The 25522-nt window shown below is 58.5% G+C and carries 28 protein-coding genes; 14 read left to right on the top strand and 14 right to left on the bottom strand.

Annotated elements, in window-relative coordinates:
• Window positions 1–13: 13 nt before the first annotated feature.
• Genes HCG46_RS26500 through nthA form a run of 4 tightly spaced genes read right to left on the bottom strand, consistent with a single transcriptional unit; the run spans window position 14 to window position 2115 of the window.
• A complete protein-coding gene (locus HCG46_RS26500) occupies window positions 14–466 on the bottom strand; it encodes an isoprenylcysteine carboxylmethyltransferase family protein (RefSeq protein ID WP_152507135.1) in 453 nt (150 codons plus the stop codon).
• 8 nt (window positions 467–474) lie between these two features.
• Window positions 475–825 carry a nitrile hydratase accessory protein gene (locus HCG46_RS26495; RefSeq protein WP_286185543.1) on the bottom strand — a complete coding sequence of 117 codons (351 nt, stop codon included), beginning with the start codon at window positions 823–825 and terminating at the stop codon, window positions 475–477.
• The gene (nthB, locus tag HCG46_RS26490) at window positions 815–1477 is read right to left on the bottom strand and encodes a nitrile hydratase subunit beta (RefSeq protein ID WP_168687963.1); all 663 of its coding nucleotides are present in this window, start codon (window positions 1475–1477) and stop codon (window positions 815–817) included. Before nthB ends, HCG46_RS26495 begins: the two co-directional genes overlap by 11 nt.
• The gene (gene nthA, locus HCG46_RS26485) at window positions 1474–2115 is read right to left on the bottom strand and encodes a nitrile hydratase subunit alpha (RefSeq protein WP_168687962.1); all 642 of its coding nucleotides are present in this window, start codon (window positions 2113–2115) and stop codon (window positions 1474–1476) included. Before nthA ends, nthB begins: the two co-directional genes overlap by 4 nt.
• 262 nt (window positions 2116–2377) lie before the next feature.
• On the opposite strand from nthA, the gene HCG46_RS26480 reads away from it, so the two are divergent.
• The 3 genes from HCG46_RS26480 (at window position 2378) to HCG46_RS26470 (ending at window position 4836) form a co-directional block, all read left to right on the top strand.
• A complete protein-coding gene (locus HCG46_RS26480) occupies window positions 2378–2920 on the top strand; it encodes a VOC family protein (protein ID WP_022997798.1) in 543 nt (180 codons plus the stop codon).
• Between the two features lie 74 nt (window positions 2921–2994).
• Window positions 2995–4605, top strand: coding sequence for an FAD-dependent oxidoreductase (locus HCG46_RS26475; RefSeq protein WP_168687961.1), 1611 nt, complete (start codon window positions 2995–2997; stop codon window positions 4603–4605).
• Between the two features lie 3 nt (window positions 4606–4608).
• Window positions 4609–4836, top strand: coding sequence for a DUF2783 domain-containing protein (locus HCG46_RS26470; RefSeq protein WP_075282037.1), 228 nt, complete (start codon window positions 4609–4611; stop codon window positions 4834–4836).
• 246 nt (window positions 4837–5082) lie between these two features.
• Here HCG46_RS26470 and HCG46_RS26465 read toward each other — a convergent pair whose 3' ends face one another.
• Window positions 5083–5631: a GNAT family N-acetyltransferase gene (locus HCG46_RS26465; protein WP_168687960.1), complete on the bottom strand. Its 549-nt coding sequence runs from the start codon at window positions 5629–5631 to the stop codon at window positions 5083–5085.
• Window positions 5632–5923: 292 nt separating this feature from the next.
• Between HCG46_RS26465 and HCG46_RS26460 the strand changes: the two genes are divergently transcribed.
• Complete coding sequence (locus tag HCG46_RS26460; protein ID WP_055658752.1) at window positions 5924–6442, top strand: peptide-methionine (S)-S-oxide reductase; 519 nt, start codon at window positions 5924–5926, stop codon at window positions 6440–6442.
• A gap of 33 nt (window positions 6443–6475) precedes the next feature.
• On the opposite strand, the gene HCG46_RS26455 is transcribed toward HCG46_RS26460, so the two are convergent.
• From HCG46_RS26455 to HCG46_RS26430, 6 genes are all read right to left on the bottom strand, one after another.
• Complete coding sequence (locus tag HCG46_RS26455; protein ID WP_168687959.1) at window positions 6476–6781, bottom strand: DUF3088 domain-containing protein; 306 nt, start codon at window positions 6779–6781, stop codon at window positions 6476–6478.
• Window positions 6782–7019: 238 nt separating this feature from the next.
• Window positions 7020–7802, bottom strand: coding sequence for a polysaccharide deacetylase family protein (locus HCG46_RS26450; protein ID WP_168687958.1), 783 nt, complete (start codon window positions 7800–7802; stop codon window positions 7020–7022).
• Window positions 7799–8953, bottom strand: a complete 1155-nt coding sequence (locus HCG46_RS26445; protein WP_168687957.1) for a glycosyltransferase — start codon at window positions 8951–8953, stop codon at window positions 7799–7801. The genes HCG46_RS26450 and HCG46_RS26445 overlap by 4 nt, the downstream gene beginning before the upstream one ends.
• Window positions 8950–10077 (bottom strand): glycosyltransferase family 4 protein, encoded by a 1128-nt coding sequence (locus HCG46_RS26440; protein ID WP_168687956.1) that lies wholly within the window; start codon window positions 10075–10077, stop codon window positions 8950–8952. Before HCG46_RS26440 ends, HCG46_RS26445 begins: the two co-directional genes overlap by 4 nt.
• A gap of 19 nt (window positions 10078–10096) precedes the next feature.
• Complete coding sequence (locus HCG46_RS26435; protein WP_168687955.1) at window positions 10097–11317, bottom strand: glycosyltransferase family 4 protein; 1221 nt, start codon at window positions 11315–11317, stop codon at window positions 10097–10099.
• 41 nt (window positions 11318–11358) lie between these two features.
• Entirely contained in the window at window positions 11359–12573 is a 1215-nt protein-coding gene (locus HCG46_RS26430; protein WP_022997787.1) for a glycosyltransferase, read from the bottom strand.
• A 294-nt stretch (window positions 12574–12867) separates the two neighbouring features.
• Here HCG46_RS26430 and HCG46_RS26425 point away from each other — a divergent pair, with 294 nt between their 5' ends.
• From HCG46_RS26425 to HCG46_RS26390, 8 genes are all read left to right on the top strand, one after another.
• A complete protein-coding gene (locus HCG46_RS26425) occupies window positions 12868–15387 on the top strand; it encodes an ABC transporter ATP-binding protein/permease (RefSeq protein WP_209009633.1) in 2520 nt (839 codons plus the stop codon).
• A 99-nt stretch (window positions 15388–15486) separates the two neighbouring features.
• Window positions 15487–15945, top strand: a complete 459-nt coding sequence (locus HCG46_RS26420) for a Crp/Fnr family transcriptional regulator (RefSeq protein WP_006931293.1) — start codon at window positions 15487–15489, stop codon at window positions 15943–15945.
• Window positions 15946–15955: 10 nt separating this feature from the next.
• Window positions 15956–16780: an MBL fold metallo-hydrolase gene (locus HCG46_RS26415; protein ID WP_022997784.1), complete on the top strand. Its 825-nt coding sequence runs from the start codon at window positions 15956–15958 to the stop codon at window positions 16778–16780.
• A 496-nt stretch (window positions 16781–17276) separates the two neighbouring features.
• Window positions 17277–18428 carry a helix-turn-helix transcriptional regulator gene (locus HCG46_RS26410; protein WP_168687953.1) on the top strand — a complete coding sequence of 384 codons (1152 nt, stop codon included), beginning with the start codon at window positions 17277–17279 and terminating at the stop codon, window positions 18426–18428.
• A 99-nt stretch (window positions 18429–18527) separates the two neighbouring features.
• Window positions 18528–19883 (top strand): adenylate/guanylate cyclase domain-containing protein, encoded by a 1356-nt coding sequence (locus HCG46_RS26405; protein WP_077290366.1) that lies wholly within the window; start codon window positions 18528–18530, stop codon window positions 19881–19883.
• Window positions 19884–20039: 156 nt separating this feature from the next.
• The gene (locus tag HCG46_RS26400; RefSeq protein WP_031268094.1) at window positions 20040–20807 is read left to right on the top strand and encodes an SDR family NAD(P)-dependent oxidoreductase; all 768 of its coding nucleotides are present in this window, start codon (window positions 20040–20042) and stop codon (window positions 20805–20807) included.
• Window positions 20808–21006: 199 nt separating this feature from the next.
• Window positions 21007–21513, top strand: coding sequence for a hypothetical protein (locus HCG46_RS26395; protein ID WP_168687952.1), 507 nt, complete (start codon window positions 21007–21009; stop codon window positions 21511–21513).
• Window positions 21506–22747, top strand: a complete 1242-nt coding sequence (locus HCG46_RS26390) for an HlyD family secretion protein (protein WP_168687951.1) — start codon at window positions 21506–21508, stop codon at window positions 22745–22747. The genes HCG46_RS26395 and HCG46_RS26390 overlap by 8 nt, the downstream gene beginning before the upstream one ends.
• Before the next feature lie 55 nt (window positions 22748–22802).
• On the opposite strand, the gene HCG46_RS26385 is transcribed toward HCG46_RS26390, so the two are convergent.
• Window positions 22803–23192 carry a VOC family protein gene (locus tag HCG46_RS26385; protein ID WP_062489392.1) on the bottom strand — a complete coding sequence of 130 codons (390 nt, stop codon included), beginning with the start codon at window positions 23190–23192 and terminating at the stop codon, window positions 22803–22805.
• 100 nt (window positions 23193–23292) lie between these two features.
• On the opposite strand from HCG46_RS26385, the gene soxR reads away from it, so the two are divergent.
• Complete coding sequence (gene soxR / locus HCG46_RS26380) at window positions 23293–23757, top strand: redox-sensitive transcriptional activator SoxR (protein ID WP_075282024.1); 465 nt, start codon at window positions 23293–23295, stop codon at window positions 23755–23757.
• Window positions 23758–23816: 59 nt separating this feature from the next.
• On the opposite strand, the gene HCG46_RS26375 is transcribed toward soxR, so the two are convergent.
• Window positions 23817–24074: a YjhX family toxin gene (locus tag HCG46_RS26375; protein ID WP_022997776.1), complete on the bottom strand. Its 258-nt coding sequence runs from the start codon at window positions 24072–24074 to the stop codon at window positions 23817–23819.
• 835 nt (window positions 24075–24909) lie between these two features.
• Between HCG46_RS26375 and HCG46_RS26370 the strand changes: the two genes are divergently transcribed.
• Entirely contained in the window at window positions 24910–25212 is a 303-nt protein-coding gene (locus HCG46_RS26370; protein ID WP_055658779.1) for a hypothetical protein, read from the top strand.
• A 19-nt stretch (window positions 25213–25231) separates the two neighbouring features.
• Here the strand turns inward: HCG46_RS26370 and HCG46_RS26365 are convergent, their stop codons facing one another.
• On the bottom strand, window positions 25232–25474 hold the full coding sequence (locus HCG46_RS26365) for a DUF6455 family protein (RefSeq protein WP_022997773.1): 243 nt from the start codon (window positions 25472–25474) through the stop codon (window positions 25232–25234).
• Window positions 25475–25522: the final 48 nt, after the last annotated feature.

The raw sequence follows: 25522 nt of genomic DNA, 5'->3' as shown, positions 1-25522 counted from the left end.
ACGTTGCCAGCTGTCAGAGCCAGCGGCGAACGCGCGCGCAATAGTCGAGATACTCCTGACCGAACAGGCGCTTCAGATGCTCTTCTTCAGGCCTGATCTGGAATTCGGTCAGGTACCAGACAAAAGCCGGAACGACGGCGAAAACCGTCGCCGTACCGAGGTAGGTGCCGAATGCCAGCAGCAGTAGAACGTCGGCGACATACATCGGGTTGCGCGACACCCTGTAGAAACCATGGGTCACCAGAGTTCTGGCTCTATCAGGCGTTATGGGGTTGAAGGTCGTTCCCGCCATGACAAAGCGAAAAAGCGCGTGTCCGCCAATTGCCAGTCCGGCGATGAGGAACACCGCGGCGATCGAAGTCTGACCTGAAAAGGTGAGGTTCAGCGCCGGAAACAGCCTGGCGCCTCCATACAGCAGAAGCAGTCCGATGCCGACGACGACCGGAGGCGGAAGCAACAGGCGCATGGTCGTCCTCAGGACCTCTGAAGAACGATTGGTGCGCCGTGCGGCGTGGCCCTGGCCGCGTTGTCCCAGGCCTTGCGCAGGTCTGCAAGTTGTCCGGCTGCGGCAATGTTCTTGGCTGTGAGCAGACCTTCAAAGGCCGCCAGCCAACGGTCGTAATAGCCTTCGGTCTCGCCGCTTCCGTCGCCATCCTTGGCAAGCTCGGCGCCCAGAGCCTCAGCCCATTCGCCCCAGGTAAACACTCCGGCTTCATGGGCTTTCACGGTCATGGCGAAAACCCTGGCTTCCCACGGAGCTCCGAACACCGGCCCGCCGTCTTCATCCAGCGGCAGACGCGGCGTTTCGAGAAACTTATCGGGCAAGGTCAAGATAAGGCTCCCAGAGATCGATACGCAGGGAAAGCTTGGGATCGCTGTCAGGACCCCAGATGTCGGTCCCCTTGAAGAGGACACCATAAAGCCAGGCCGGCTGTTCGCCTTCGCCGTGCGCGTTGGTATCCGGAAACACATGAACGCCGTGAATGGCCTCGATCGTGCCGACAGCATCGCGGGCATAGCGGGGAAGGCGGGTGTGGTGTTCGGGGTTCATGCGCCGCGTATGGACCTTGTCACCGACACGAAAACGGGCGGGCTGATGTTCCTCTCGGTCGACCGGTGCGCCCTTGGCCAGAACTCCGGCAACAGCGTCTGCCGAGAGCACGCGCTTGACCGGCTTCGCGGCTTCAAGTTTCCGGCCTTGTTTCAGTTCCTCTTCCGTAACGAGGCCATTGGACAGCACAAGTTTTTCAAGGCCCCTGGTCCAGATCTCGTAATAGCTGGAGGTCAGGTAGGTAACTTGCGGCAAGGATTCGCGGGCAAAGCGCGAGGCATCAAGCGTCCAGGAGCCGGTTGCGCCCATGGCCAGCGTTACCGCAAACGCGCGTTCTTCCCATTTGGCATGGAAGTTGGGTTCGTTTTCTTCCAGTTCGATGGGGCCAAAGCCCATCTGTCCGCCAAGATCCTGCGCGCCGTTCATGCCGCATCCTCCAGTTCGGAAGGATCGAGCGCCAGGCCGGTACCGATCATGCTGTTGCGGGTGACGAGATCCGCCAGACGTTCCTCGCTCCATCCGTCTGTTCCCGCAGGGCGTTTGGGGATCACCAGATAGCGGATTTCAGCCGTCGAATCCCAGACGCGGACTTCGGTATCATCCGGCAGCATTACGCCAAATTCATCCAGAACACCTCGCGGGTCGCGCACGGCGCGGGACCGATAGGGAGCGGACTTGTACCAGACAGGCGGCAAGCCCAGCACTGTCCAGGGATAACAGGAGCACAGTGTACAAACGACCATGTTGTGGGTCTGGTCGGTATTCTCGACCGCCACCATGTGTTCACCCTGACGGCCAGTGAAACCGAACTCGGCAATCGCTGAGGTCGCGTCTTGCAGGAGCCGGTCCCGGTAGTCCGCATCCGCCCAGGCCCGCGCAACAACGCGAGCGCCGTTCTTGGGGCCGATCTTGGTTTCGTAAGTCTCGATCAACTCGTCCAGGGCAGGGGGATCTATATATCCCTTTTCCGTCAGCAGCGTTTCCAAAGCGCGTACACGCAGCTCTATTTCGCTCAATTCGGAATGGTCGTGATCGTGGGAATGATCGTGCTCGTGAGCGGACATGGAAAGCTCCTCGCTGGCAGGTACCTCATATGAGAACGCAGGTCATGGCCTGTCAATTCCAACACGAGGTTGATCGCCTGATTTTGAGGAGGGTTTGTCATCCCGGATCGGTGCTCGACCTGGTCGCATTTGTCCGGGATGGCGGTGTTGCGTGGATCGGCCTTCAGATTAGTTACGAATGTAACCAATTTGACTTAGATCAAGGCGGGTGGGCTGTGGAGCTATATGGTTACATATGTAACTAATTTGGAGGAGCGGTCCCATGAAGATCGAGCAGATGCATCACGTCGCCTATCGTTGCAAGGACGCCAAGGAAACCGTGGAATGGTACGGCAAGATGCTGAACATGGATTTTGTTCTGGCGATCGCCGAAGATCATGTGCCCTCCACCCACGATCCCGATCCCTACATGCACGTCTTCCTGGATGCCGGAAACGGCAACGTCCTGGCGTTCTTCGAACTGCCGACCAAACCCGAGATGGGGTTTGACCCGAATACGCCGCGCTGGGTGCAGCATATCGCCTTCAAGGTGAAGGATCGGGACGAGCTGATTGCGTTCAAGGACCACCTGGAAAAGAACGGTGTCGAGGTTCTGGGCGTGACCGACCACTCAATCTTCCACTCCATCTATTTCTTCGACCCCAACGGTCACCGTGTCGAGCTGGCGTGCCCGGATCCCGAAGAAGACCAGCTTCTGGCTCGTCTGGACGAGGTCAAGTGGCAGATGTTGGAAGAATGGTCGAAGACCAAAAGGGCCCCGAAACACGCTGAATGGCTGCACGCCAAAGAGCTGGCCGATGTGTGAGCAAGACACATGCCGCCAGTGCGGCAAATGCCGTTCGATCGATGCCGCCTTGGCGGATCTGGGAGGAGAGCCCGATGTTTCAGACCTATCAATATCCGCAATACAGTTATCGTCAGTCGGAGGAGCAGCAGACAGGTACGGTCAAGCGCCACAAGGTGGTGGTGATCGGGGCTGGGCCGATCGGACTGACGGCTGCGCTTGATTTCGCCCAGCGGGGCATCCCCACCGTCGTTCTGGACGACAACAACACCGTTTCCATTGGCTCGCGCGCAGTCTGTTACGCCAAGCGACCGCTGGAGATCTGGGACAGGCTCGGCTGCGCCACACGCATGATCGACAAGGGTATCGAATGGAAGATCGGCAAGGTCTTCTTCCGCGACGACCTTGCCTACACATTCGACCTTCTGCCGGAAGACGGCCACAAGATCCCGGCCTTCATCAACCTCCAGCAATATTATCTGGAGGAATACATGGTCGACGAGGCTCAGAAATCGAACCTCATAGACCTGCGTTGGAAGCACAAGCTCCTTAACCTGCAGCAGGGGGACGATCATGTCGTACTGACCGTCGAAACGCCTGACGGCGTCTTCAAGATGGAAGCAGACTGGGTAGTTGCCTGCGATGGTGCTAACTCCGACACACGCAAGATGGTCGGGGCAGGCTTTTCCGGCCAGTTCTTCCAGGATCGGTTCCTGATCGCCGACATCATCATGAAGGCCGATTTTCCGACCGAACGCTGGTTCTGGTTCGACCCGCCGTTCCACCGGGGGCAGTCTGCTCTTCTGCACAAGCAGTGCGACGATGTCTGGCGGCTGGATTTTCAGCTTGGCTGGGAGGCCGATCCGGAAGAAGAGAAAAAGCCGGAAAACATCATTCCACGCGTCAAGGCGATGCTGGGAGAGGACAAGGAGTTCGAGCTGGAATGGGCCTCTGTCTACCAGTTCGCCTGCCGGCGGATCGATAACTTCCGTTATGGCCGGGTACTGTTCGCGGGCGATGCTGCCCATCAGGTTTCACCCTTCGGCGCACGCGGCGCCAACACCGGCGTGCAGGACATCGACAATCTGGGCTGGAAGCTGAAACTGGTGCTGGACGGAGACGCCCCGGAAAGCCTCATCGACAGCTACCACACGGAGCGAGCCTTCGCGGCGGACGACAACCTGCTGAACTCGACCAGGTCCACCGATTTCATCACACCGAAAAACGAGGCCTCTCGCAGGTTCCGGGACGCGGTTCTGGATCTTTCCGAGGTGACCGACTTTGCCAAGCCGCTGGTCAACTCCGGACGTCTGTCGGCGCCCACACCTTATGTCGAAAGCACGCTCAACACGGCCGACGAATCCAGTTTCGCAGGCAAGATGTCCCCGGGCACGTGCTGTGCGGACGCACCTGTGAACGTGAACGGTGAGGCGGCCTGGTTCCTCAACCAGATCGGCGACGGGTTCACCTTGCTTGTCTTTGGAGATGAAGCCGCAACAGATGTGTCAGCCGGCAACGTCAAGGCCCGGGTCCTGCGTGTGGGCAAGGACCTGCAGGACAAGGACGGAACACTTGCAGCCCGTTACGACGGGGCTCCCGGCACGGTCTACCTGATCCGCCCGGACCAGCATGTCGCCGCTCGCTGGCGCTATTTCAACGACAACAAGGTGGAAGCCGCCTTGAAAACCGCGATGGGAGGCGCATGAACCATGGCCCTAAATCTGAAGCTGAACCTGACACGAAACCTTCCCGATCCGGACGGCTTTTATGAGTATCTGGTCTCCAGTCAGCGCCATATGAGTGACGAGGAAGCAAACTGCATGAATGCCAGGCTGATCCTCATCCTCGCCAACCAGATCGGCGATCCGGATGTCCTCAAAGCCGCCATCGACTTTGCGGCCAATCCGAAGGCGGCAGAGAAAAGGGAAGCGGCCTGAGGCAGAAGGGGTTGGAGCACGTGTGTTTTGCATTGCCGTGGCTGTTGTCCGGATGCCTTCAAAACCCTTGATTTTCTGCAATGTCGGGCATGAGTAACCTGTCATTCCAGCGAAGGCCGGGATCCAGTAATCTGCTGACCCCGCCGTGGTTTTCGGCCGGGCCTCGCGGATACCGGGGCCCGGTCTTGCCGCTTGCGCGGCAAACCGGAACGACAAGGAAAGAGATCAGGAGCAGGCGCCTTTCACTCACACCCTGAGCCGCGCCATCGCATAGGCGTCGATAAACGACCCGGAGCGGAAGGCAAAGTCCTTGTGGGTGCCTTCTATTTCGAAGCCAAGTGTCTGATAGAGCCTGACGGCGGCTTCATTGTCGGTGAAGACGGTCAGTTCCAGGCGGCGGATGTTCATCCAGTTGTCCGCTATCTCGATCAGCTCTGTCAGCATCGCCCGGCCGATCCCGCGTCCGGTGTAATCGTCGTGTACGCCCATGCCCAGACTGGCCGCATGTCCACGCCGTCCGGCGGAACGGGCAAAACCGGCGGCGGCGACCAGCGTCCCGCCCAAAATGCCGACAAGGGACACCTTGTCCGGTGAGGACTGGTTCACACGGGCCTCGACGTCCTTGCGCCTGGGATAAGGCAGACGCAAGGTACCTGCCCGGAACTTCGGCAGACCTTGCAAGACGGTCAAACCGTTCACGTCGTCCGGTGTTTCGGCGCGTATAATCAGGCCTTCGGGCCAACTACCTGCCCTGGAGACCGGTGCAAATTCCGCGGGGATGTCTGAAATGCTCATTTTGCTCTCATTCGTTGGATCGAGAGAGCAGGCATCTGACAAACCCTGCTCTTCGAAGCAGGGTTGCGATGCGATCCGGCTAGATGTCTTCAGCCAACAGTGATCCCCTCGCGTCCCCTGCGGGAACGACGATATGCACCACGGTTAGATGAAGGGTCGCGCGATTGATCATGCCTCACAATCTTATGTTGTGCGCTGCCTGTCAATTGACGGCATAAGATCTCGTCTGGGGGAATCTCCGCCAAGCCGTTTTGCAAACGAAATGCCTGACGTCACACTGGGAGCATCGATCATGACATTGGAGGCCGGGGTGAAAATCGGGCTGGGCGGCGGGTGCCATTGGTGCACCGAGGCCGTCTTTCAGGCAATTGCTGGCATTTCGAAGGTGGAACAGGGCTTCATCCGCTCCGATCCGCCAGAAAATGCCTGGTCAGAAGCGGTGGTGGTGACCTTCGATCCGGTCGCGCTGCCGCTGGAGGTCCTGCTCGAGATCCATCTGCGCACCCACTCCAGCACCTCCCACCACAAGATGCGCGGCAAGTATCGCAGCGCCGTCTACGTTTATGACGCCGGTACAGGTGTGAAGGTCGGAAGGTTGATGCGCGCCTTGCAGCAGCGCTTTGACGAACCGCTAGTGACGCGGGTAATGACGCTTGCCGAGTTCAAGGCCTCCGACGAACAGTTCCGGAACTACTATGCCAAGGGGCCGGAACGCCCGTTCTGCAAGACCTATATCGACCCGAAGCTCGCCCTCCTGCGCAAACAATTTGCTGCTGCTCTGAAGCCGGAACGACTGGAAGCCGCGGAATAGACGAAGACTTTAAACAGGTCTGATTTTTGTCTGTCAGGGATGAGGATGCGGAAAGCCGTGGCGCTCGGTGAGGGCGGCGAGGATCGCGTCCTTGTCATTGATGAATCCGCCTTCGGTGAGCACCAGCACAGGCAGGGACTGATTGTCTTCCCCCAGACGTTCGGCCACTTCCCTGCGCGGTTTCGGCCAGGCAATGCGGCGAACGTCAAGCCGGTCCGCAAGCTCCGGAAACGAGGCGAGCACGCCTTCCATGAGCGCGCAATGCCAGCAATAGAAGGTCTTGCCGGGATAGGCGGGGTCTTCGAATCCAGGGGCGAGTATGTAGAGCGTGTCTTTCATGCCTTGGGCCTTTGCGTCGACTCCCCGGATTTGGATCTGGCGCAGCTATGCGGCAGACCAGCCCAAGCTGCAAGCTCCTGATCCATTCTGGTAAGGAAGACCATCTGGCAGGAGTAGGTCACCCCTAAAAGGCCACCCAGGGCGATCGCAGAGAGTAGACCCCGGATCTGCGCGGTGCTTGGCCGGGGAGACGCATAACTTTTGCTCGTCTGGCGCCTCTCGCCTCAGACAGAGGCTCTCACCCGAACGGCCAGGAACCGTTCTCGCCAAAGAGGCTTTTCACGTCCGGCCATTCCGCGCCTTCATGATGAGCGGCGATTTCCAGAAAGATCTCCAGAAACTCGAAGCAGCCGTCGTCATGCACCAGATGGTGCGTCAGGAGGCCGACCGGCTCGGCGCCGGTGTTGCGCCGGCGGGTAAGCTGCAGGTCGAAACGCAGGCGCGCGCTTTCCCAGCCGATGAAGCGCACCTGCTTTTTCCATTTCAGGATGTCGATGTGCGACTGGAGCTGATGCGCCCTCGGAAAGTTGTGCCAGGTGAAGGTGGAAAGACCCGACAGGCCGATACCGGGCAGGCGGCGGGAGATTTCAGGATCGATCCGGTTCCAGGGCGGCACCATGGCCTTCACGAACTTGTCGCCAAAGAGTTCCCACAGGCGGTCATGACCTGCCTTGAGCTCGGCCATCAGGTCGTCCGGATCCCGTCTGGAACCAAGCTCGGCTGCTTTTTCGCCGAGGTCCTTCCGCTGGAAATTCTTGTGCTGCCAGCCGTGTTGCAGAACCAGCGCATGTGGTTGATCGGCGAACCGTTCCGCAAGGGCTTTCGTCGCCATCTTTGGGATGACCGCGAACGCCACGCCGATGTCATGATTGTTGGCAAGAGACAACATGCGTTCAAGAGCCGGTGTCGGTTCGATGGCGTCGTCGTCGCGCCACCAGAAGCGGACCTTGCGGCCGCGTTCGGCAAACCAGTCGAGATGATCGGTAAGCTCCTGCCGGAAGCGCTGCGGGTGAGTGGTCATGACATCCGGTCTTTCAGGTCTTGAAGCAGGACACGGGCACTTTCCTCCGCACCACCCAGGCGGACGCTGTGCTTGCTGCGCGGAAGAGCCAACGCATCGTCAATGGCAGCGGCAAGCCGCTCCGGTGTGAGGTCTGCTTCCGGCGTAACAATCGCCCGTCCATGGCCGGCAAGCGCTTCCGCGCGTTGCGTCTGCTCGGTCTCGTTGATCTGGGCAAAGGGCACGAAGACAGCCGGAACACCAGCCTGAAGAATGTCGAGCACGGTGTTGTAGCCTGCCTGGCTGACGGAAAGGCGCGCCCGTTTCAAAAGGTCAGGAAAGTCACGCCGGGCGCGCTCGACAATGACGCCATCCACCGCGCTTTGCCGGTAAATGGCAAAGGCGTCGTCGGAAATGTCGTGACCGATCAGCACTCGCCACGGCGTGTCTTCCGCGCGGCGCGACAGCGGTCTGGCTTCCAGTGCCGCCGACAGCAGGCTTTCGGCAACGGCGCCGCCACCGCAGGAAATGATCACCTCGTCCTCGCCGTCCGGTCCTTCCACAGCAGGCCGTGGATCGCCGCCGACATAACCGGTGTAGCGAACCAGGTGGTCGACTTCCTCGGCAAAGGGGAAACTGTCTGCAAGGCGGATGAAGTCCGGATCGGAATGGATCAGGATCCGGTCGTAGAATTTCAGCGCCTGGTCGGCCATCCAGCGTTCTTTCCAGAGCTGCTTCTTGCGCACCAGAATGTCGCGAATGGAAGTGGCAATCAGCGGGACCTTGCTGCTCGCCTTGGCCGTTTCCAGAAGAGGGGCCAGTTCGAAGTCAAGCTGGCGACGACCGAAGGGGTAGGTCTCGGTCAGGAGCAGGTCGAAGTCGTCGGCCTCAAGAACTTGAATCGATGCTTTAACGCGGGCGATTTTCCAAGCATCGTCAATATCTTCATTGTCCAAAGTCACAAGACGCTTGAAGGTCGCGTCCGGACTTCTGCAGGCTGGCAGTTCGATGATCTTCAGTGATCCGGTGTCGAGTGTCGGCGGTATTGTGTTGCCGCTGGCAAGTGTCACCTCAACGCCTTCGGCGGCCAGTGCCTTGCCGATGGCCGCGGCCCGCACGACATGGCCTGTCCCGAGCAGATGCTGAACATGTATGAGGGCCTTGAAGCTCATGCGTCTTTCGTCTCCCGGCGGCTCAAGTGGTTCCGCATGGCCTTTTCGGCAAGTGCTTCCAGCCGGGCAGCGCCTGCCGAAAGCGTATGGAAATGAAGGATGTGGTGACGGGCTGCCAAGCCAAGCCTGTCCACAAGCGCCGGTTCCCGCATGGCACGGCTGAGGTTGGCGGCAAGTGCGGATACATCGCCTTCGGGGGACAGCATTCCGGTTTCGCCATCACGGACAATGTCGGGAACACCGAATGTGTCACCGGCAATCACGCCGACGCCTGCTGCCTGCGCTTCCAGAAACACGAGACCAAATGCTTCCCGGATTGCGGGCCAGATGAAGAGGTCGTGCCGCGCGTATTGAGCTGGCAGGTCGTCGCCGGCAAGGGCGCCGAGCCAGGTAATCCGTTCGGGTGGAAACAGGGCAAGGACCTGCTCGCGCATCGGGCCGTCGCCGATGAGCGTCAAATGCCAGGGCAGGTCCCGAAGTTCGACCAGTGCCGCGGCAAGCGCTTCGTAAGAGCGCTGCTTGTCACCTTCGCGCATCATGCCCACGGAGAGCAGTTTCAAAGGACTTGCCGCAAGCGGCTTGGCATTGGTCGATGCGGCGAGAAAGGGATCGGCATCCAGAAACGGCAGGAGGACCGACAGGCAACGATGCGGCACGACCGCCGCAAGGCATTCGGCATCAGCGTTGTGGATGGCGGCAACGGCATCGGCGCGCTTCAAGGCTTCATCCGCGGCGGCAAACCCGAAGGCCCAGTCGCCCTGCTGCCGTTTCGGCGCACGGCTGGCTTCAACGATCGCATAGGGAAGGTCGAACCGGTCGGCAAGCGCCGGGCCGATCCAGTCCGGCGCCTTGTGATAGAGATGATAGGTCAGGAACAGATCCGGCCGATAGCCTGATTGTTGCCAGTCGGCGCTTATCCGGTCTGCCTCTGCCAGCGCCTCATTCCGTACCTCTGACTGAATGTCGTCGCTGCCATCCTTGCGCCAGGACCTGAAACGGCTGGCAATCGTCACTTCGTGCCCCAGACTTTCCAGAGCCTTCACGATCAACCGTCCCATGGTCCGGTCGCCGGACGGGACCGGATGATCCAGGGGCTTCATCGGGGCAGTGAAGGCAATCTTCATGGTTTTCCTGGGGTTCTGCCTAAAGGACTTTGCGGAACTTGTCTGCAAGGCGGTCGAGGCCGGGGTCTGTCGAGAACGTTGTTCTGACCCTCGTGGCCGCGGCAAGGCCGAGACCGTGACGGATCTCGGGGGCGGTAATAAGGCGCTGCATGGCCTCGGCCAGTTCCTTTGGTGCGCCAGGGGTAACAAGCACACCGGTTTCACCGTCGAGGATCAGTTCGGGTATCGCCGAAACCTTGGTGGACAGGCAGCAGATGCCCATGGACTGGGCTTCCATCAGGACATTGGGCAGGCCGTCGCGGTCACCGGATTTCGCGAGCTTCGATGGCAGGACGAAGAGATCAGCCTCGCGGCAGGTGGCGATCACCTCTTCGCGCGGCTGTGCCCCCCGCCAGGTGATCCTGTCCGACAGTCCAAGCGCATCCGCCTGTGCCTTCAGGTGCTCGGAAAGGTCTCCGCCACCGATATGGGTGAAGTGCCAGTTGAGAGACGCAGGCAGTTTTGCAAGAGCATCCAGAAGGTCGTCATAGCCTTTCTTTTCCACGGCCCGGCCAACGGAAACCAGACGCACGGGCTCACCGCTGCCATCACGCGTCGTGGCTTTGGTCTTGGGCTCCGGAAAGCCGGAAAAGTCGAGGCCGTGATAAAGCAGCTCGATCTTGTCCGGATCCTCGGCAAGGCCTTTCAGGTGTTCGGCATTGACCGCGGTACAGGTCACGCCCCAGGCCGCATCGTTGATCTTGGTTTTCAGGTCCCAGTCGGGGCTGGTCCAGATGTCCTTGGCGTGTGCGGAGAAAGACCATTTGCGGCCGGATAGATGCGCAGCATAACGCGAGGCGGAGCAGGGGGTGTGCAGATAGTGGGTGTAGATCCAGGTCACGTCTTCCGGCAGTTCATGGGCGAAGACGCAACCCTGAGCCCACCTGCGTCGCCGGTCGGCGTTGGGTTGATGCGCGAAATCGGCATCGAACAGAGCCTTGGCAGCCTCGAAGGTCGGCTGTTTCTCCGCCCAGCGTTTGGCGCGGGCAACCCGGGCCGGGTCGTCTTTCACGTATTCCGGCAGATACATGACTTCTGCTGAAATCTGCCGGTGCAGATCGTGAATGTACGGGTCGTACGGCTTGCGCAGGGCAACGATCAGGATCTCGATACCTCGCCGCTCCAGACCAAGCATTTCCTGGGCGATAAAGGTTTCGGACAGGCGAGGATAGCCTTTGACCACAACGGCGATACGGGACATCGGTCAGCCCTTGAAAGAATGCGATTTGCGGGTGGCGATGGTCAGAAGTTGACCAGCTTCCGGCTGGCTGCCTGCTGTTCGTCGAAGATTTCTCCAACGCGGTTGGAGATGATATCCAGACCGCCAAGCAGGTTGTCGACGCCGGCTGCCGAAGGCGAAGCCATGCCCGGAAGTTCGGACAAGGCCGCAGCCATCAGGTCGGGATCCGGATACTGGTCGATCGGCAACACCTTCAAGAGGCCGCTTTGTTCGGCTCGCTCAGCCCGGATAGCCTGTTCCCGGCGCGGAATGACACGCGGTACCATCAGGGTTGGCTTGTCGAAGGACAGGATCTCGCAGAACGTATTGTAGCCCCCCATGCCGACAATGGCTGTGGCATTGGCAAGATAGGGTTCGATCTGCGGTGTGAAACGGATGATCTCGACGTCGCGCAGGTGTTCGGCGCGCTCGCTGAACTGGGTTGCGGCGGCCGCCGGCATGAAGGGGCCAAGCACGATCAGGGCCGGGAAAAGCGGACGCTGCCGGGCTTCGTAGGCGCGCATCACCCAGTCGACCATTTCAACGCCATCACCGCCGCCGCCTGGCGTCACCAGGATATAGGGTTCTTCGTCAAACGGCGCGGGTGCGGGATTTTCGAGCGCCGATTTCGGCAGCTCACGGCGCAGGTAACCGGTATAGCGTAGCTTGTCGCGCACCGATTGCGGCAGGTCGATGCCTTCCAGCGGATCACAGATATCTTCCGGTCCGTAGATCCAGATCTCGTCGTAAAGGTCGCGCAGGGCCGGATAGACGTTCTTGCGGTCCCACTCTTCCTTCAGCACCTTCGGGTCGTCCATGACATCGCGCAGGCCAAGTACGAGCTGGGTGTCGGTATCCTTCAGGGCTTCCAGCGTCCGCAGCACTTCCCCACGCAGGCCAAGCGGTTCCTTGTCGACGATGAAGATGTCCGGATCGAACACCTTGGCAGTGTGTTCGATGATCGATGACCTGATCGCAAGCGTCTGGTCGATGTTGATATGCAGCGACAACGGCGTGTACTCGCCGTTGCGCAGCTTGATCACGCCGGGAATGCGAACGAAATCGACACGGGAGCGAAACTCGAAACTGCCGATGATCGGGGAGCCGGACAGGATCAGGACAGACAGCGTATCGAAGTCCCCGACCAGGGATTGCGCAATGGCCCGGCAGCGTCTGAGATGGCCCAACCCGAAGGAATCGTGGCTGTAAATGAGGATCTTCGGCGTCTTGGAACTCATACTGCCCCTAAATTTGTAAAACTGCCCCGAAAGGCTTATGTCTCAATTGATTGGCCCTTGTCACGTGCGGATATTTCTTGACAGGGGACTTTCGACAAGGAACGGTCTGCGGACCCTTTTAAAGCGGTTGTGGCAAATGTTAATCCCGGCTGGCGCAACTAACTCGGATCGCTAATATACCAAATATGATCTGCTTGCACATATTTGATCCTTGTCTGTTTGGATGAGCTTATGGAAAAGAGCCTTTTCGGTTTTATTTGGAAATACAGCGCCAGACAGCAAATCTTCATTCTCATGGTCACCGTACTCACATACCCGGTGGTCTATGTCCTTCTCGAACTGCCAAAACTGATTGTCAATGATGCCGTCCAGGGAGACAATTTTCCTCGGACGATCCTTGGCGTCGATTTCGATCAAGTTCCATATCTTCTTCTTCTGTGTTTTGCCTTCCTGTTTCTGGTCGTCGTTTCGAACGGGCTGAAATTTTATCTCAACGTCTACAAGGGACGTCTCGGCGAACGCATGCTCCGGCGCCTGCGGTTCGAGCTGTTCCAGCGGGTGCTTCGCTTCCGCTTGCCGCATTTCAGAAAGGTCAGTTCAGGCGAAATCATTCCGATGATCACATCGGAAGTGGAGGATGTCGGCGGTTACATTGGTGAAGCCTTTGCGCTGCCGGCCTACCAGGGCGGCATGCTGATCGTTCAGATCGGCTTCATCTTCATGCAGGACCCGCTACTGGGCCTGGCTGCCATCAGTTCCTATCCCATTCAGGGCTATGTGATCCCGCTTTTGCAGCGCAAGGTGGTGCTGTTGTCCCGGCAGCGGGTGCGCAACATCCGCGTCATTGCCGACAAGGTTGGCGAGAGCATCACGGGCGTTGCCGAAATCCATGCCAACGACGCGGCGGCCTGGCATTCGGCGGATATCTCCGACCGCCTCTACGAGAACTTCAAGATCCGGTATGACATCTTCAACCGGAAATTCCTGATCAAGTTCCTGAACAACTTCATGAACCAGCTGACGCCGTTCTTCTTCTACCTGATCGGCGGGTATCTGGTCATTCAGGGCAATCTGAGCATCGGTGCCCTGCTGGCGGTCATCGCGGCCTACAAGGATCTCGCTGGCCCCTGGAAAGAGCTGCTTTCCTTCTACCAGATGACTGCGGACGTCAGCGTCAAGTATCAGACTGTTGTCGAAAACTTCGACCCGTCGGATATTTATGACAAGGAGCGCCTGACCTCGGACGATACGGTCGACCTTTCCGGCGACGTCAAGCTCGAGAATGTCAATTTCTCCGGCGGTGCGGCCGGGCAGGAGGTTGTCGACGTCTCGCTGACCGTTCCGTCCGGCAGTGCTTGCGCGATTGTTGGTCCGGACGGATCCGGAAGGTCGGAGGTCCTGCAGCTTGCCGCCGGGCTCGTTGCGGCCGTCTCCGGCAAGGTCTGCATCGGCAGCCACGATCTCGACAAGCTGACGGACGCCACTCTCGGCCGGCAAATCGCTTATGTCGGCGGGGCAGTGCATGTCTGGACGGGAACGATCCGGGACAACCTCTATTATGGTCTGCGCCACCGTCCGCTCGTTCCGCCCCAGCGGGAGGGGGAAAGCCTGAAGAACTACAAGCGGCGGCTCGCCGAAGCTAAGGAAACACGCAACCCAACGTATGACCTTGCCGCCGATTGGGACGATTTCGCTGCCGCGGGTGTCAGCGACGAGAGAGAACTCGACACAAGGGCGCTTGAACTGCTCGAAACCGTCAAGATCGACAAGGACATCTATCGGCTCGGTCTGCAGTCGCGGTTCGACCCGACCATGGACGACGGCTTTGCCGACAAGATCCTGAACGTGCGCAAGGCACTCGCCGAGCGCATTGCCCACGAACCCGAACTTGGTGGCCTGGTCGAGCTGTGGCATCGCGATCGCTTCAATGCGAGTGCCAGCCTGGCGGACAACCTGTTCTTTGCCGTGCCGGCCGATCCGGAAATCACCATGGACCAGGTGCCGGACCTCGATGAGGTCAAGGCCTTCCTGGCGGAAACGGGCTTCGATCAGAAGCTTCAGCAAATCGGCCTCAAGATTGCCGAAACCATGCTGGAACTGTTCTCCAATGTTTCCGGCGACAGCGGTCTGCTCGGCGCTTACTCCTTCATCACGCTGGATGAGATTCCGGATTTCGAGCGCATCGTCCGCATCGCCAAGTCCGATCAGCCACGCCCGGGACTGACAGACGCCGATCGGTCACGTCTGACCGGGCTGGCCTTCAAGCTGGTCCCCGCCCGGCATCGTCTGGGTGTCATGACCGACGAATTGAAACGCGATATCATCAGCGCCCGCCAGACGTTCCTGGAAGAGGTCGTCAAGAACAGCGACAACTTCGTTGCCTTCGATCCGGATGTCTATCTGCCGCCGCTGACCATTGAGGACAATCTCCTGTTCGGGCGTGCACGCGTCGATCGCCGGGATGCCCGGCGGCGTATCGACGATGTTATCCGCACCATTGTCGAGGAAACCGGTTTGCGGCGCCCGATCATCTATGCGGGCTTCGGATACCATGTCGGTGTGTCCGGTTCGCGCTTGTCTGCCGGCCAACGCCGCAAGATCGCACTGGTCCGCGGTCTTCTGAAAAACGCAAAAATCACCATATTGGACGATATCGCCACCGGTATGACGGACGAGGACAAGACGCTTCGCGAAGGCTTGAGGCAAATCCTGTCCGGTAAAACATTCCTGTTCGGCACGTCCAATGCCGAAATAGCAGCTGAATTCGATCAGCGCTTCATTCTGGATCAAGGACGGCTTTCAGAAAAAGGGTAAGACGGTGGGTGTGACAATAGGTGGGCAACCGGTCTGCGGAGACCGGCCGGGCGATTCGGTTCGGTCGGAACGAAAAAACAACGGGCGCGGGAGAAGAAGATGACACTTGAAACCGAAGTCGAGGCACTCCGTAAGGTGCCATTGTTCCGCGGGATCGACGAGACCAAGTTGAGGCTTCTGGCCTTCATCAGTGATCGGACCGAGTACCCCTCCGGCGAACGTCTTTGCTCCCAGGGAGAAGAAGGTGATTGCGCCTTCATCATCTTGTCCGGCGATGCGGATGTTCTGGTCGACACGCCTGAGGGTGAAAAAAAAGTAGCGCAGGTTTCGGAAAATTCAATTGTTGGCGAAATCGCTATTCTGTGCGACGTACCAAGAACCGCGACACTGGTCGCAGCGAATGACATGGATGTTCTCACTGTTTCGAAAGACGATTTCTTGAAACTATTGAAAGAATTTCCGGATATCTCGCTGGAGGTGATGCGGACACTGGCGCTGCGGCTTGAACGGACGACCCGGGATCTTGCCGACGCACGTCGAGGGGCTGCCAGCGGTTAGGGAGTAACACGTGGCTGAGGAATTTTCGCTTCGTTGCTGGGGCGTCAGAGGGTCCACCCCGACGCCGGGGTCGAGCACACTCCGCTATGGCGGCGAAACGTCGTGTTTCGAGATCCGGGCCGGCGACGCACTGGTTCTGGTCGATTGCGGTTCCGGCGCCAGAAATCTGGGCGTGGAAATCTGCGGGTGCAAGACACGAACCTTCGATTTGCTCTTCACCCACACCCATCTCGACCACATCTGCGGTCTTCCCTTTTTCAAACCTGCCTATGATCCGAGCTTCTCCGTCACTGCCTGGGCCGGACACTTTCAGGACGAAACCAGCCTCGTTGACATCGTCAGCCGGATCATGTCGCCGCCGATCTTCCCTGTGGCGGCCAAGACGTTGAAGGCGGTCGAGTTCAAGTCCTTCAATGCCGGAGACCTGATCCCGCGCACCGATGATCTCGTCATCCGCACCACGCGGCTTAACCACCCCGGTGGAGCGTGTGGTTACCGCTTCGAATTTAAGGGCAAATCGATTTGCATCATCACGGATCACGAACATGGCGATCCGGAAATTGATGCCGCTCTACCTGATTTCGTGCGCAATTCCGACGTCATGATCTATGACGCCATGTTCACTGACGACGAATACGACACCTACAAGGGTTGGGGCCACTCCACCTGGCAGAAGGCTGTCGAGCTGGCAAAGGCCGGCAACGTAAAGACCCCCGTTCTCTTCCATCATGATCCGCGCAGGTCCGACGACGAGCTCGATGAAATAGGTCTCGCCGCTCAAAACGCTTATCCCGGAACACTGGTCGCCAGCGAAGGCATGACCCTCAAGCCGTAAGCACCGCCCTGCCAGACAAGCCTCGATTCAATAATAAAAAAAGGGCGGCTCAAATAGCCGCCCAAAAAATCAATAAGGCTTAAAAATAGATCGATCGCCGGTTGCTGGAATGCGGGAATCCCGAGATTGCCGCCGGAAAACAAACACTTGTGACTTGAAACGCCGTCACACGTGCCTGCCGGATACGATCAATAGTTGTTTACAGGGTGTAGGAAATACTTGCATGGTCCATTTGGACTATAAATATGTATTTTCCGCAGCTGGGGAAGGGAGGATGGTTGGCCAGTATTTGGAAATTTGCCGGCCTCTGCACGACTGGCGTGATGACGAAATGGTCGGAACTTGATCAATGTTAACGCGCTGCCTCCGTTTTTTGCATATGTATTGAGGTGGAGCGTCGCAAGGTGGAGCGGGCTTAGCGGAAGCTGAAGCGTCAATCTGGTCTGCCCGACTTCGTTTACTGGCGTGATGCCGCAAGAACTCCCGGGGGGAAGGGTTGGCTGTCGCAGCAGAAGAATTGATTAGGCTGTCGAACCTTGCTGTATCGGCGGCACTGGATCCTGGGCGGTGGCAGGTTTTTCTCGACACGCTGAGCTGCAGCCTTGGTACGCGCGTATGCACGCAGCTGATCGGCTACGACGACCTGACCAAAGCCACACCGCTCACCTTTTCGTCAGGATACGACCCGTACATTCTGGAACTTTACGACGAGCACTACGCGGACAAGAACCCGTTTGCTGCTAACTTTGCCACCTGCAAGGTGGGAGACGTCGTATCAACCCATCAGCTGTGCCGACCTGAAACGCTGAAAAAGACCCAGTTCTACGCCGACCTTTTGTTGCCTCTTGAAGATATTACCGGTGGCGGTGGGGCGATGCTGGCACTGGATGGCGATCGCATGTTCCTGCTCGGTGGCAACATGCGCTCGAAGGACCGCGACAAATACGAAGACGACTGGCTTCGCCTGTGCGCGCAACTCGCCCCGGTCATCCGCCAGTCACTGGAAATAAATCGGACCATCTCCGGACTGACCTTCGAGAAATGGGCTGCTGAACAACATCTCATGGGATCTGGGACGGCGATTTTTGTGATCGATACCGCGATGCGGATCCACTATGCCTGCGCGGAGGCGCAAAATCTCCTGGCCTCAGGCTCTCTTGTCGGTTGTGGTTTCGACAGGCGTCTGCATTTCCGGTCCGAAGAGGATCAAGGCAGGTTCGCTGGTTTCGTGCAGCTACAATCCATGGGTGGTTTCGATGTGTTTCGGAACTGGCAGGCAACGGATGGCAGAGGCAGGAACTGGACCTGTCGCTCAATAGGTTTGCAACTGGGGGATCTGGACAAGACGCCCTTCGGTGTTTTCATGAACAAGGCGGTCTCTGCAGTACTTCTGGCGGTCAGGCCCGAAGCAGGCAGCGACACGTTCCTGGCTCAAATGCAGAAGAAGCTTGGCCTCAGCCCGGCAGAAGCGGCAACGGTCCTGAAGCTCGCAGATGGCCGGACACCGGCGGAAATAGCCCAGGACCGTGAGATCAGCATTTATACCGTGCGCAACCAGATCAAGGCTGCGCTCTCCAAGACCGGGTCGCGACGTCAAGCCGAACTTGTGCGCAGTGTTGAGCAATTGCGTTTGCAAGGCAGCCGGTAAGGGCCTGCTCACGTCCACTCACTTTACCGCGGGGTCGCTTGCGCAATCCGCAGTGCCGGTGGAAAATCCGCGCACGAGCAACGTCTTATCGGCGGCGAGATGACCACCATATCCCAGACACTGCGTTACATCCTGCAAGGCGGACCTCCGGATACCGGCATTCCGGAACGGGTCAGGGCCGAAATCCGTGCCCGAGAAGCGTCCTCCGAGCGCCTGATAGGCTGGGTCCAGCTTGGGCTCGTTCTGTTTTTCTCTCTGCTTTACGCCATTGCACCAAGGGCTGAGGGATCGGCCGGTTTCAACTTCGTGCCGATTGCCCTTGCTGCCTACTTTCTGTTCACCGTCCTTCGGCTTGTGCTGTCGTACAGGTTTGAGTTGCCGCGCTGGTATCTATTTGTGTCGATCGGTGTCGACATGGCGCTCCTCGTCGGGCTGATCTTTTCGTTTCACATTCAATACGGCCAGCATCCGACGTTCTATCTGAAAACCCCAACCTTGATGTATGTCTTCCTCTTCATCGGGCTAAGGGCTTTGCGGTTCGATCCGCGTTTCGTATTGACCACAGGCCTTGTGGCGGTCACTGGCTGGCTCGGACTGGTGTTTTATGCGGTGTTCGCAGACATGGACCACATGCGCGTGACCCGCAATTATGTCGACTACCTGACAGGCAACACCATCCTGATTGGTGCCGAACTGGACAAGACCATGGTCATCCTGGCCGTGACGGTCATTCTGTCCGTTGCCCTCTACAGGGGACGGTCGATGCTGTTCGAGGCTTCGAAAGATCACGCGGCTGCAATGGATCTGAGCCGTTTCTTCTCGCCGGAAGTTGCGGCCTCTATCACCGGAGCAGACACGGAGTTGCAGGCCGGCGAAGGAAGCTTGCGCGATGCCGCCATTCTTTATGCCGACATCCGTTCCTTTACTTCCACCTCCGCCACTCTGCCTCCGGAAACTGTGCTGGCGGTCCTGGCCGAGTACCAGAACCTGGCGGTTGATGTGATCGTTGAGGAAGGAGGACGGGTAGACAAGTTTCTAGGTGACGGCATCCTGGCAACCTTCGGCGCTGTCTATCCCTCAACGACCTACGCCGCCGATGCGCTACGAGCGGCCAAACGTCTGGTGGAAACTGTGGAGCGGGAACAGCAGCGTTTTCGGGACGCCGGCTGGCCGGGACAATTGCGCATTGGAACAGCGGCTGCCGCCGGGCCGGTCACGGTCGGTGTGATCGGCTCCAGGGAGCGCCTGGAATTCACCGTGATTGGTGATGCCGTCAACTGCGCTGCCAAGCTGGAAGACGCCAACAAGAGCCAGGGAACCAAGGCGCTGACAGACAAGGCGACGTTTGATCTGGCCGTTGCACAGGGGCACGACCTGCCCTTGATCGAAGCAAGGTCGGATGCGGCAGTCCAAGGTATCAAGCGTCCTGTCGACCTGGTGGTTCTGGCCAGATAGGCCGTTGGAGGCCCGCCGAACTGCCTTTTTGGTCAATACCGAAACACTTGACCGAACCGTCAATCTGGGCCAATTTGCCTTCAAAATTGACCTAATCGTCAATTGAGTAGATTAAATTCATTGATTTCAATGAATTGCATCCGTTTGGAGGTTTCTGTGAAACTGGACTCAACACTTTCAGCCATCGTGACAGGCGGTGCATCCGGGCTCGGAGCCGCCACCGCGCGCATGCTCGCGGCCGAAGGCGTCAAGGTAACGCTGTTCGATCGCAATGCCGGTCAGGGGGAACAGGTCGCTGCAGAAATTGGCGGCGTCTTTGCCGATGTCGATGTGACTGACCAGGCGAGCGTCGAAGCCGGTTTCGAAAAGGCGCGCGCAGCCCACGGTCAGGAGCGGATCCTGGTCAATTGCGCCGGTATTGCACCTGTGGCGAAGACGACGTCTCGCGGCGAACCTCACCCGATGGACATGTTCGAGAAGGTGATTTCCGTCAACCTGATCGGGTCCTTCCGGTGTCTGTCGATTGCAGCAACGGGCATGGCCGCGCTGGAGCCCGTCACGGCGGACGGTGGACGTGGTGTGATCGTTTCCACCGCTTCGGTTGCTGCTTTCGATGGCCAGATCGGTCAGGTGGCCTATGCAGCCTCCAAGGCAGGGGTCGCAGGAATGACGTTGCCAGTCGCCCGTGACCTTTCCAAATCCGGCATTCGTGTCATGACGATCGCACCGGGCATCTTCGAGACGCCCATGCTGTTGGGTCTGTCACAGGAGGTCCAGGATTCGCTTGGCCAGCAGGTTCCGTTCCCCTCGCGCCTCGGCAAGGCGACCGAATATGCGAAGCTGGTCAAATCCATCTGCGAAAACGACATGCTGAACGGCGAAACCATTCGTCTTGACGGCGCAATCCGCATGGCCCCCCGCTAAAACCGCTGTTGGCGGGGGCTGCCGGAGCGGCAAGAAGAACAGATCTATCCGGTTGGTGGCCGAAAGGCTGTGGCCGGATAGGTTGTGTCAAAGTCCTCCAAAGTCATACTTTTTCATACGCATGATCGGAAATCCCTTTTAAGGTTACGCGACTGTTTCTGCCACATCAGGCGGAACAAGGGCTTAAGGGGGAATTGCGATGGCGGAAAATATGCACGAGCTTGCTCCGCATCATCTGCCGCCTTTCATACCGGCTGCGGACGGTGGTGATTGGCTTTTTACCGTGATGCTGGTCGTGCTGATTTTCGGCGGGATCCTTGTCGGGGTGTTCTATCTGCATCTGCATTCGATCCCCGAACGGCTTGCCCACAAGCATGGACGCATGCAGTTCGAGCTTGTTGCAGTCCTCGGCCTTTTGGCTCTTTTCACACACAACAACATCTTCTGGGTCGCAGCGCTTCTGCTTGCCTTCATTCAGCTTCCCGATTTCTGGACACCGCTGGAATCGATGGCTCATTCCCTGAGCCGTCTGGCGGGAACGGGCGGTGTTTCGTCCGAAACCTTGGTCGAGCATGATCTTGAGCAGGAAGAGCAGGAGCTGGAGGCCGGCACGAGTGCGTCGGAGGGAGCGCCTCACGAACCACCGCCAACGCCAACCGGTCATTCCACCGCATCTGCCAAAGAACAGGAGAACAAACATGTTTGAGCTTCTGTTCTGTTCCCTTCTCACCATATTGCCCGACTATCTGATCCGCAGATATGTGCAGGGCAAGCGCATCGGCCGGGAAATAACGCTCTATTCGGTCTGGTTCGAGCTGCGCTACGGCATTGTGCTGTGCCTGATGCTGACCGTGTCCCTGATCACGCTGATTTTCTATTATCATCCAACGGCAACCACGGCGGTCTCGACATTCCGGACAATTCCGATACTGCCGGAAAGTTCCGGCAGGGTCGTCGAAACCTTCGTGCCGCGTGAGCTTGAGGTGGACATCAAGGCAGGTGACCCGATTTTCAAGCTCGACAGCACGCGCCAGGAAGCGGATGTCGTGACTGCGCAGCAGCAATTGGTCGAAATCCAGGGAGAGCTTGCACTGGCCCAGAGCGAACTGGCTGTTGCCAATGCCCAGACCGAGCAGGCGCAGGCAGCACTGAAGCAGGCGCAGGACGAGCTGGACACGAGGCAGGAGCTTTTCACCCGCAATGCCAATGTCGTGAGTGAACGGGACATCGAAAAGCTGCAGAACGCAGTGGATGCGCGAACCGGCGCACTGCGCGCGGCGCAGTCCAACCAGGAACTCATCCAGACCAAGATCACGGTATATCTGCCCGCGCGCCTGAAAAGCGCGGAGGCCAGATTGCACGAGGCGCAAGTGGAGCTGGAGAAGATGACTGTCTACGCCGGTGTGGACGGCACCATGAGCCAGTTCATTCTGCGTCCAGGTGACATCGTCAACCCGATGATGAGGCCTGCAGGCGTGCTAATTCCCACGGATGCACAGCGAGAGCGAATCGTTGCGGGTTTCGGCCAGATCGAGGCCCAGGTCCTCAAGGAAGGAATGGTGGCGGAAGCGTTCTGCGGAGCCGTACCTTTCACCATTATTCCGCTGGTCGTGACAGAAGTGCAGTCGCAGATCGCTTCCGGGCAGATAACAACCTCGGGCCAGCTTTTTGATGCCGCTCAAAGTGTGAAACCGGCAACGATTACCACCATGCTGGAACCGCTTTACGAAGACGGCCTGGCTGACTTGCCACCGGGGGCAATTTGCACGGTCAACGCCTACACCAGCAATCATGACCGTCTGTCGTCGGGCGAACCGATTGGAACCGGTGAGTTCATCTTCCTGCACGTGGTCGACACGGTCGGTCTCGTCCATGCGATGATCATTCGGCTTCAGGCGCTGCTGTTCCCGATCCAGACGCTGGTGCTGACGGGCCACTAGAACAAAAACATCCCGGCGGGACGGTGGGAAACCGTCCTGACGGGGTGCGTATCATTCACTTCGTGTAGCTGACCACTTCAAACTCGATGCCATCGTCATCGTCGAAATAGAATCTGCGGCCCGGCTCGTAGTCGCCGTGATTGTGCGTGTGATAGCCATCGGCCTTGATCACTGCTTCGGTTGCGTCGATGTCGTCGACGACGACTGCGATGTGGTTGAGGCCTCCGTGGTGGCTGTAGCTGTCTCCAGCAACCTTGCTGGTTGTACCTGGCGGTGAATAGGCTGCTACGTAGCTGGTTTCGTTGCCGATGTGATACGTCGTGCCGCCGCCAAGGCTTGCACCTTTCCAGCGAACCTTCCAGCCGAACCAGCTTTCCAGACGTTTGGCCGTCGCTTCCGGGTCACTGACCGTGACGTTCACATGTTCCAGGAATGCACTGCTCATCTCGGTGTCCTTTCAGGGTTTGACCTTTTGTGGACACCAGACATAATTCCTCAACCTTAGTTGAGGTCAAGAGAGACGAGGCGATATTTTGACGAAGGTTATGAAAGGCACCGATCTTCTAACCATCGGGGATCTGTCAGAGCGGACAGGACTGTCCGTTTCGGCGATCCGGTTTTACGAAGAAAAGGGGCTGGTGCACCCAAGCCGGAACGCTGGCGGCCAGCGGCGATTTTTAAGGGCCGACATCAGGCGCCTGTCCTTTGTACTGGTCGCGCAGGAATTCGGGTTCTCGATTGCGGAGATCGCGGCGCAGCTCCAAAGGTTGCCGGAGGGGCGGGCACCGACCAAGGCGGACTGGACAAGGATCAGCAGAGATTTTCGATCTCACCTTGATCGGAAAATCGAACGGATGACCGCCTTGCGCAACAAACTCGATGGCTGCATCGGCTGCGGATGCCTGTCTATGAAGACTTGCCAGCTCTACAACGCAGGAGACGCAGCGGCCAGCAAGGGACGTGGGCCCCGCTATCTTCTTGGCGATCGTCCGGATTTCGCCAGGGACTGACCCCCGAGCGGCTTTGGGAAAGTTGCCGGGACGCCAACAGGCTGTCCCGGCTCCTGACTTCACCTGTTGTCCAGTTGAGCCCTCACACGTTTCAGACCCAGCGGCGTGATCCGATAAGGGCCGCTGTTCCTGGAGGCGATCAGCCGTTTGTATTTCAGCTTATGGAAAAGCTGTGGTGAGCAGCCGCCCCAGAACCAGCCTTCACGGGTGACGGTTTCATGTTTGATGACACGGCCATCCTCATCCTTTTCCAGAAGGATATAGCCGCCTTGAGCCAGCAGGTGCAGGACCCGCTGCTCGGCTTTGGAAATGTCCATTGATTTGAATTTGCCTGAAAGTATGCACAGATCTTCAGTCACCGCAGCTAATCGCCTGCAGTGCTGATGTGACTGGCCCCGACTGATGTCAGCCGGGGTCTACCGGGACTGTTGCAATCCGCGCATAAAACCTCTCAGTTGGTGGGAAGGCCCTTAGCACACGCTGCCAAACGCGACAACGCGCCGAGGCTCAATGCAGCGGTGAGGCTGGGTGATTTGCAGAGGCTGTTGCAAATCTGCTGCGATCTGAAAACGCAGGATTTCGATTTCCTGGTTCGGTCGGGAGAAATAGCTTCAGCTGTGTTCAGCCGGCCAGTAGCCGTTGTCGGGGTTGCGGGAAACCGCGATGGCCTCGACATCCCGCGAGCCGCAGGAAGCGCAAGTAAGTGTTTCGCTCAAGGACGAGACTTTCTGGTCTCCGGTGAACCGTGAAAAGTTCATGTAACGGAACCGGCCACAGTGATTGCACAATATGGCAAGGCGTCGATCGGTCTTGAAGAGGGTGTCGACTGTTGGGTCGTCTGTTTCAATAGATGAGAGTAAAGTCATGGCCTTTAAAACTTATTTTAAGGAATGGAAGCTGCCAGAGGCAATGCATGTCAAATACTTGTATTCACAAAAGTAGCACAGAGTTTTGCTGTACAAAACCGTTTAAATTTAGGTGAGCTGAGGGTCATGTCCCGGCTTCTTGCCAGGGAAATGGGACTGTTTCATTCAATTACATGGCTTTACGGCCAACTGCTGAGACGAGACTGCAGCAATTTGCCGCCGGACTTATGTCCTTAAACTTGGAAACCGGCTCGCATTTTGTCCCGCACAAGGCTATGAGGAAGCCATGATGACGCTTTCAGAAACCTGGTACGACCTCTTCGGCCTTGCTGGCCTGTTCAACCCGTTTGCGCTGCTGATCGGCGGGTATCTGGGGTGGAAGGCCGACCGGCTGCAAAAGCTCTGGATCGCGGGATTCGCGGCGGCAGCGCTGACGCTCATTCTGGATGTGGCGATTGGCGCGCTGCCCGTGCCGCAGCCTTTTGCGCATGATGCCGGTGCGCTGGCTGTCTTTCCGTTCCGCTTTGTCGGCGGTTTGATTGCGTCTGCCGTGACCTATTGGCTCAGCCGCCGCGTGAAGCGCGCCTGAGGCCGGTGCTGCCGCGTTTTCAGCTGTCGATCCAGCTGTTGAACAGGGGAGCGTTGGGGCAGTTCGGCAGGGCTTCATCCGCGCCATCGGGATGGCTTTCAAGCCAGGCACGACAGGCTTCGGTTTCGCTGCAGTTGATGCATCGATAGGCGGCAGACCTTAGCGCCGCACCCGTGTGCACACCGGTCGGGACGTGGTTCATCGCGCCGATTGTGTCCAGCATCCTGCCCATCAGTTCCGCGCGCTCGTTGAGGCGATCCATCCAGTTCAAGCCGTTTCTCCTTCCGACGGGACATGTGCAGACATTGTC

Origin of the sequence: Labrenzia sp. PO1 (assembly GCF_012273635.1) — a bacterium.
Classification (GTDB): domain Bacteria; phylum Pseudomonadota; class Alphaproteobacteria; order Rhizobiales; family Stappiaceae; genus Roseibium; species Roseibium algicola.
Note: the sequence above shows the minus strand (reverse complement) of the source record. Positions and strands in the feature narration are given on the sequence as shown.

Coding starts and splice junctions, on each gene's coding strand:
- HCG46_RS26365 (WP_022997773.1), bottom strand. CDS start 25,474: ATGGATCGCCTCAACGAGCGCGCGGAACTGATGGGCAGGATGCTGGAC.
- HCG46_RS26480 (WP_022997798.1), top strand. CDS start 2,378: ATGAAGATCGAGCAGATGCATCACGTCGCCTATCGTTGCAAGGACGCC.
- HCG46_RS26385 (WP_062489392.1), bottom strand. CDS start 23,192: ATGAGCAGTGCATTCCTGGAACATGTGAACGTCACGGTCAGTGACCCG.
- HCG46_RS26475 (WP_168687961.1), top strand. CDS start 2,995: ATGTTTCAGACCTATCAATATCCGCAATACAGTTATCGTCAGTCGGAG.
- HCG46_RS26500 (WP_152507135.1), bottom strand. CDS start 466: ATGCGCCTGTTGCTTCCGCCTCCGGTCGTCGTCGGCATCGGACTGCTT.
- HCG46_RS26420 (WP_006931293.1), top strand. CDS start 15,487: ATGACACTTGAAACCGAAGTCGAGGCACTCCGTAAGGTGCCATTGTTC.
- HCG46_RS26435 (WP_168687955.1), bottom strand. CDS start 11,317: ATGTCCCGTATCGCCGTTGTGGTCAAAGGCTATCCTCGCCTGTCCGAA.
- HCG46_RS26465 (WP_168687960.1), bottom strand. CDS start 5,631: ATGAGCATTTCAGACATCCCCGCGGAATTTGCACCGGTCTCCAGGGCA.
- HCG46_RS26430 (WP_022997787.1), bottom strand. CDS start 12,573: ATGAGTTCCAAGACGCCGAAGATCCTCATTTACAGCCACGATTCCTTC.
- nthB (WP_168687963.1), bottom strand. CDS start 1,477: ATGAACGGCGCGCAGGATCTTGGCGGACAGATGGGCTTTGGCCCCATC.
- HCG46_RS26425 (WP_209009633.1), top strand. CDS start 12,868: ATGGTCACCGTACTCACATACCCGGTGGTCTATGTCCTTCTCGAACTG.
- HCG46_RS26370 (WP_055658779.1), top strand. CDS start 24,910: ATGATGACGCTTTCAGAAACCTGGTACGACCTCTTCGGCCTTGCTGGC.
- soxR (WP_075282024.1), top strand. CDS start 23,293: ATGAAAGGCACCGATCTTCTAACCATCGGGGATCTGTCAGAGCGGACA.
- HCG46_RS26440 (WP_168687956.1), bottom strand. CDS start 10,077: ATGAAGATTGCCTTCACTGCCCCGATGAAGCCCCTGGATCATCCGGTC.
- HCG46_RS26455 (WP_168687959.1), bottom strand. CDS start 6,781: ATGAAAGACACGCTCTACATACTCGCCCCTGGATTCGAAGACCCCGCC.
- HCG46_RS26450 (WP_168687958.1), bottom strand. CDS start 7,802: ATGACCACTCACCCGCAGCGCTTCCGGCAGGAGCTTACCGATCATCTC.
- HCG46_RS26445 (WP_168687957.1), bottom strand. CDS start 8,953: ATGAGCTTCAAGGCCCTCATACATGTTCAGCATCTGCTCGGGACAGGC.
- HCG46_RS26375 (WP_022997776.1), bottom strand. CDS start 24,074: ATGGACATTTCCAAAGCCGAGCAGCGGGTCCTGCACCTGCTGGCTCAA.
- HCG46_RS26460 (WP_055658752.1), top strand. CDS start 5,924: ATGACATTGGAGGCCGGGGTGAAAATCGGGCTGGGCGGCGGGTGCCAT.
- HCG46_RS26470 (WP_075282037.1), top strand. CDS start 4,609: ATGGCCCTAAATCTGAAGCTGAACCTGACACGAAACCTTCCCGATCCG.
- nthA (WP_168687962.1), bottom strand. CDS start 2,115: ATGTCCGCTCACGAGCACGATCATTCCCACGATCACGACCATTCCGAA.
- HCG46_RS26405 (WP_077290366.1), top strand. CDS start 18,528: ATGACCACCATATCCCAGACACTGCGTTACATCCTGCAAGGCGGACCT.
- HCG46_RS26390 (WP_168687951.1), top strand. CDS start 21,506: ATGTTTGAGCTTCTGTTCTGTTCCCTTCTCACCATATTGCCCGACTAT.
- HCG46_RS26395 (WP_168687952.1), top strand. CDS start 21,007: ATGGCGGAAAATATGCACGAGCTTGCTCCGCATCATCTGCCGCCTTTC.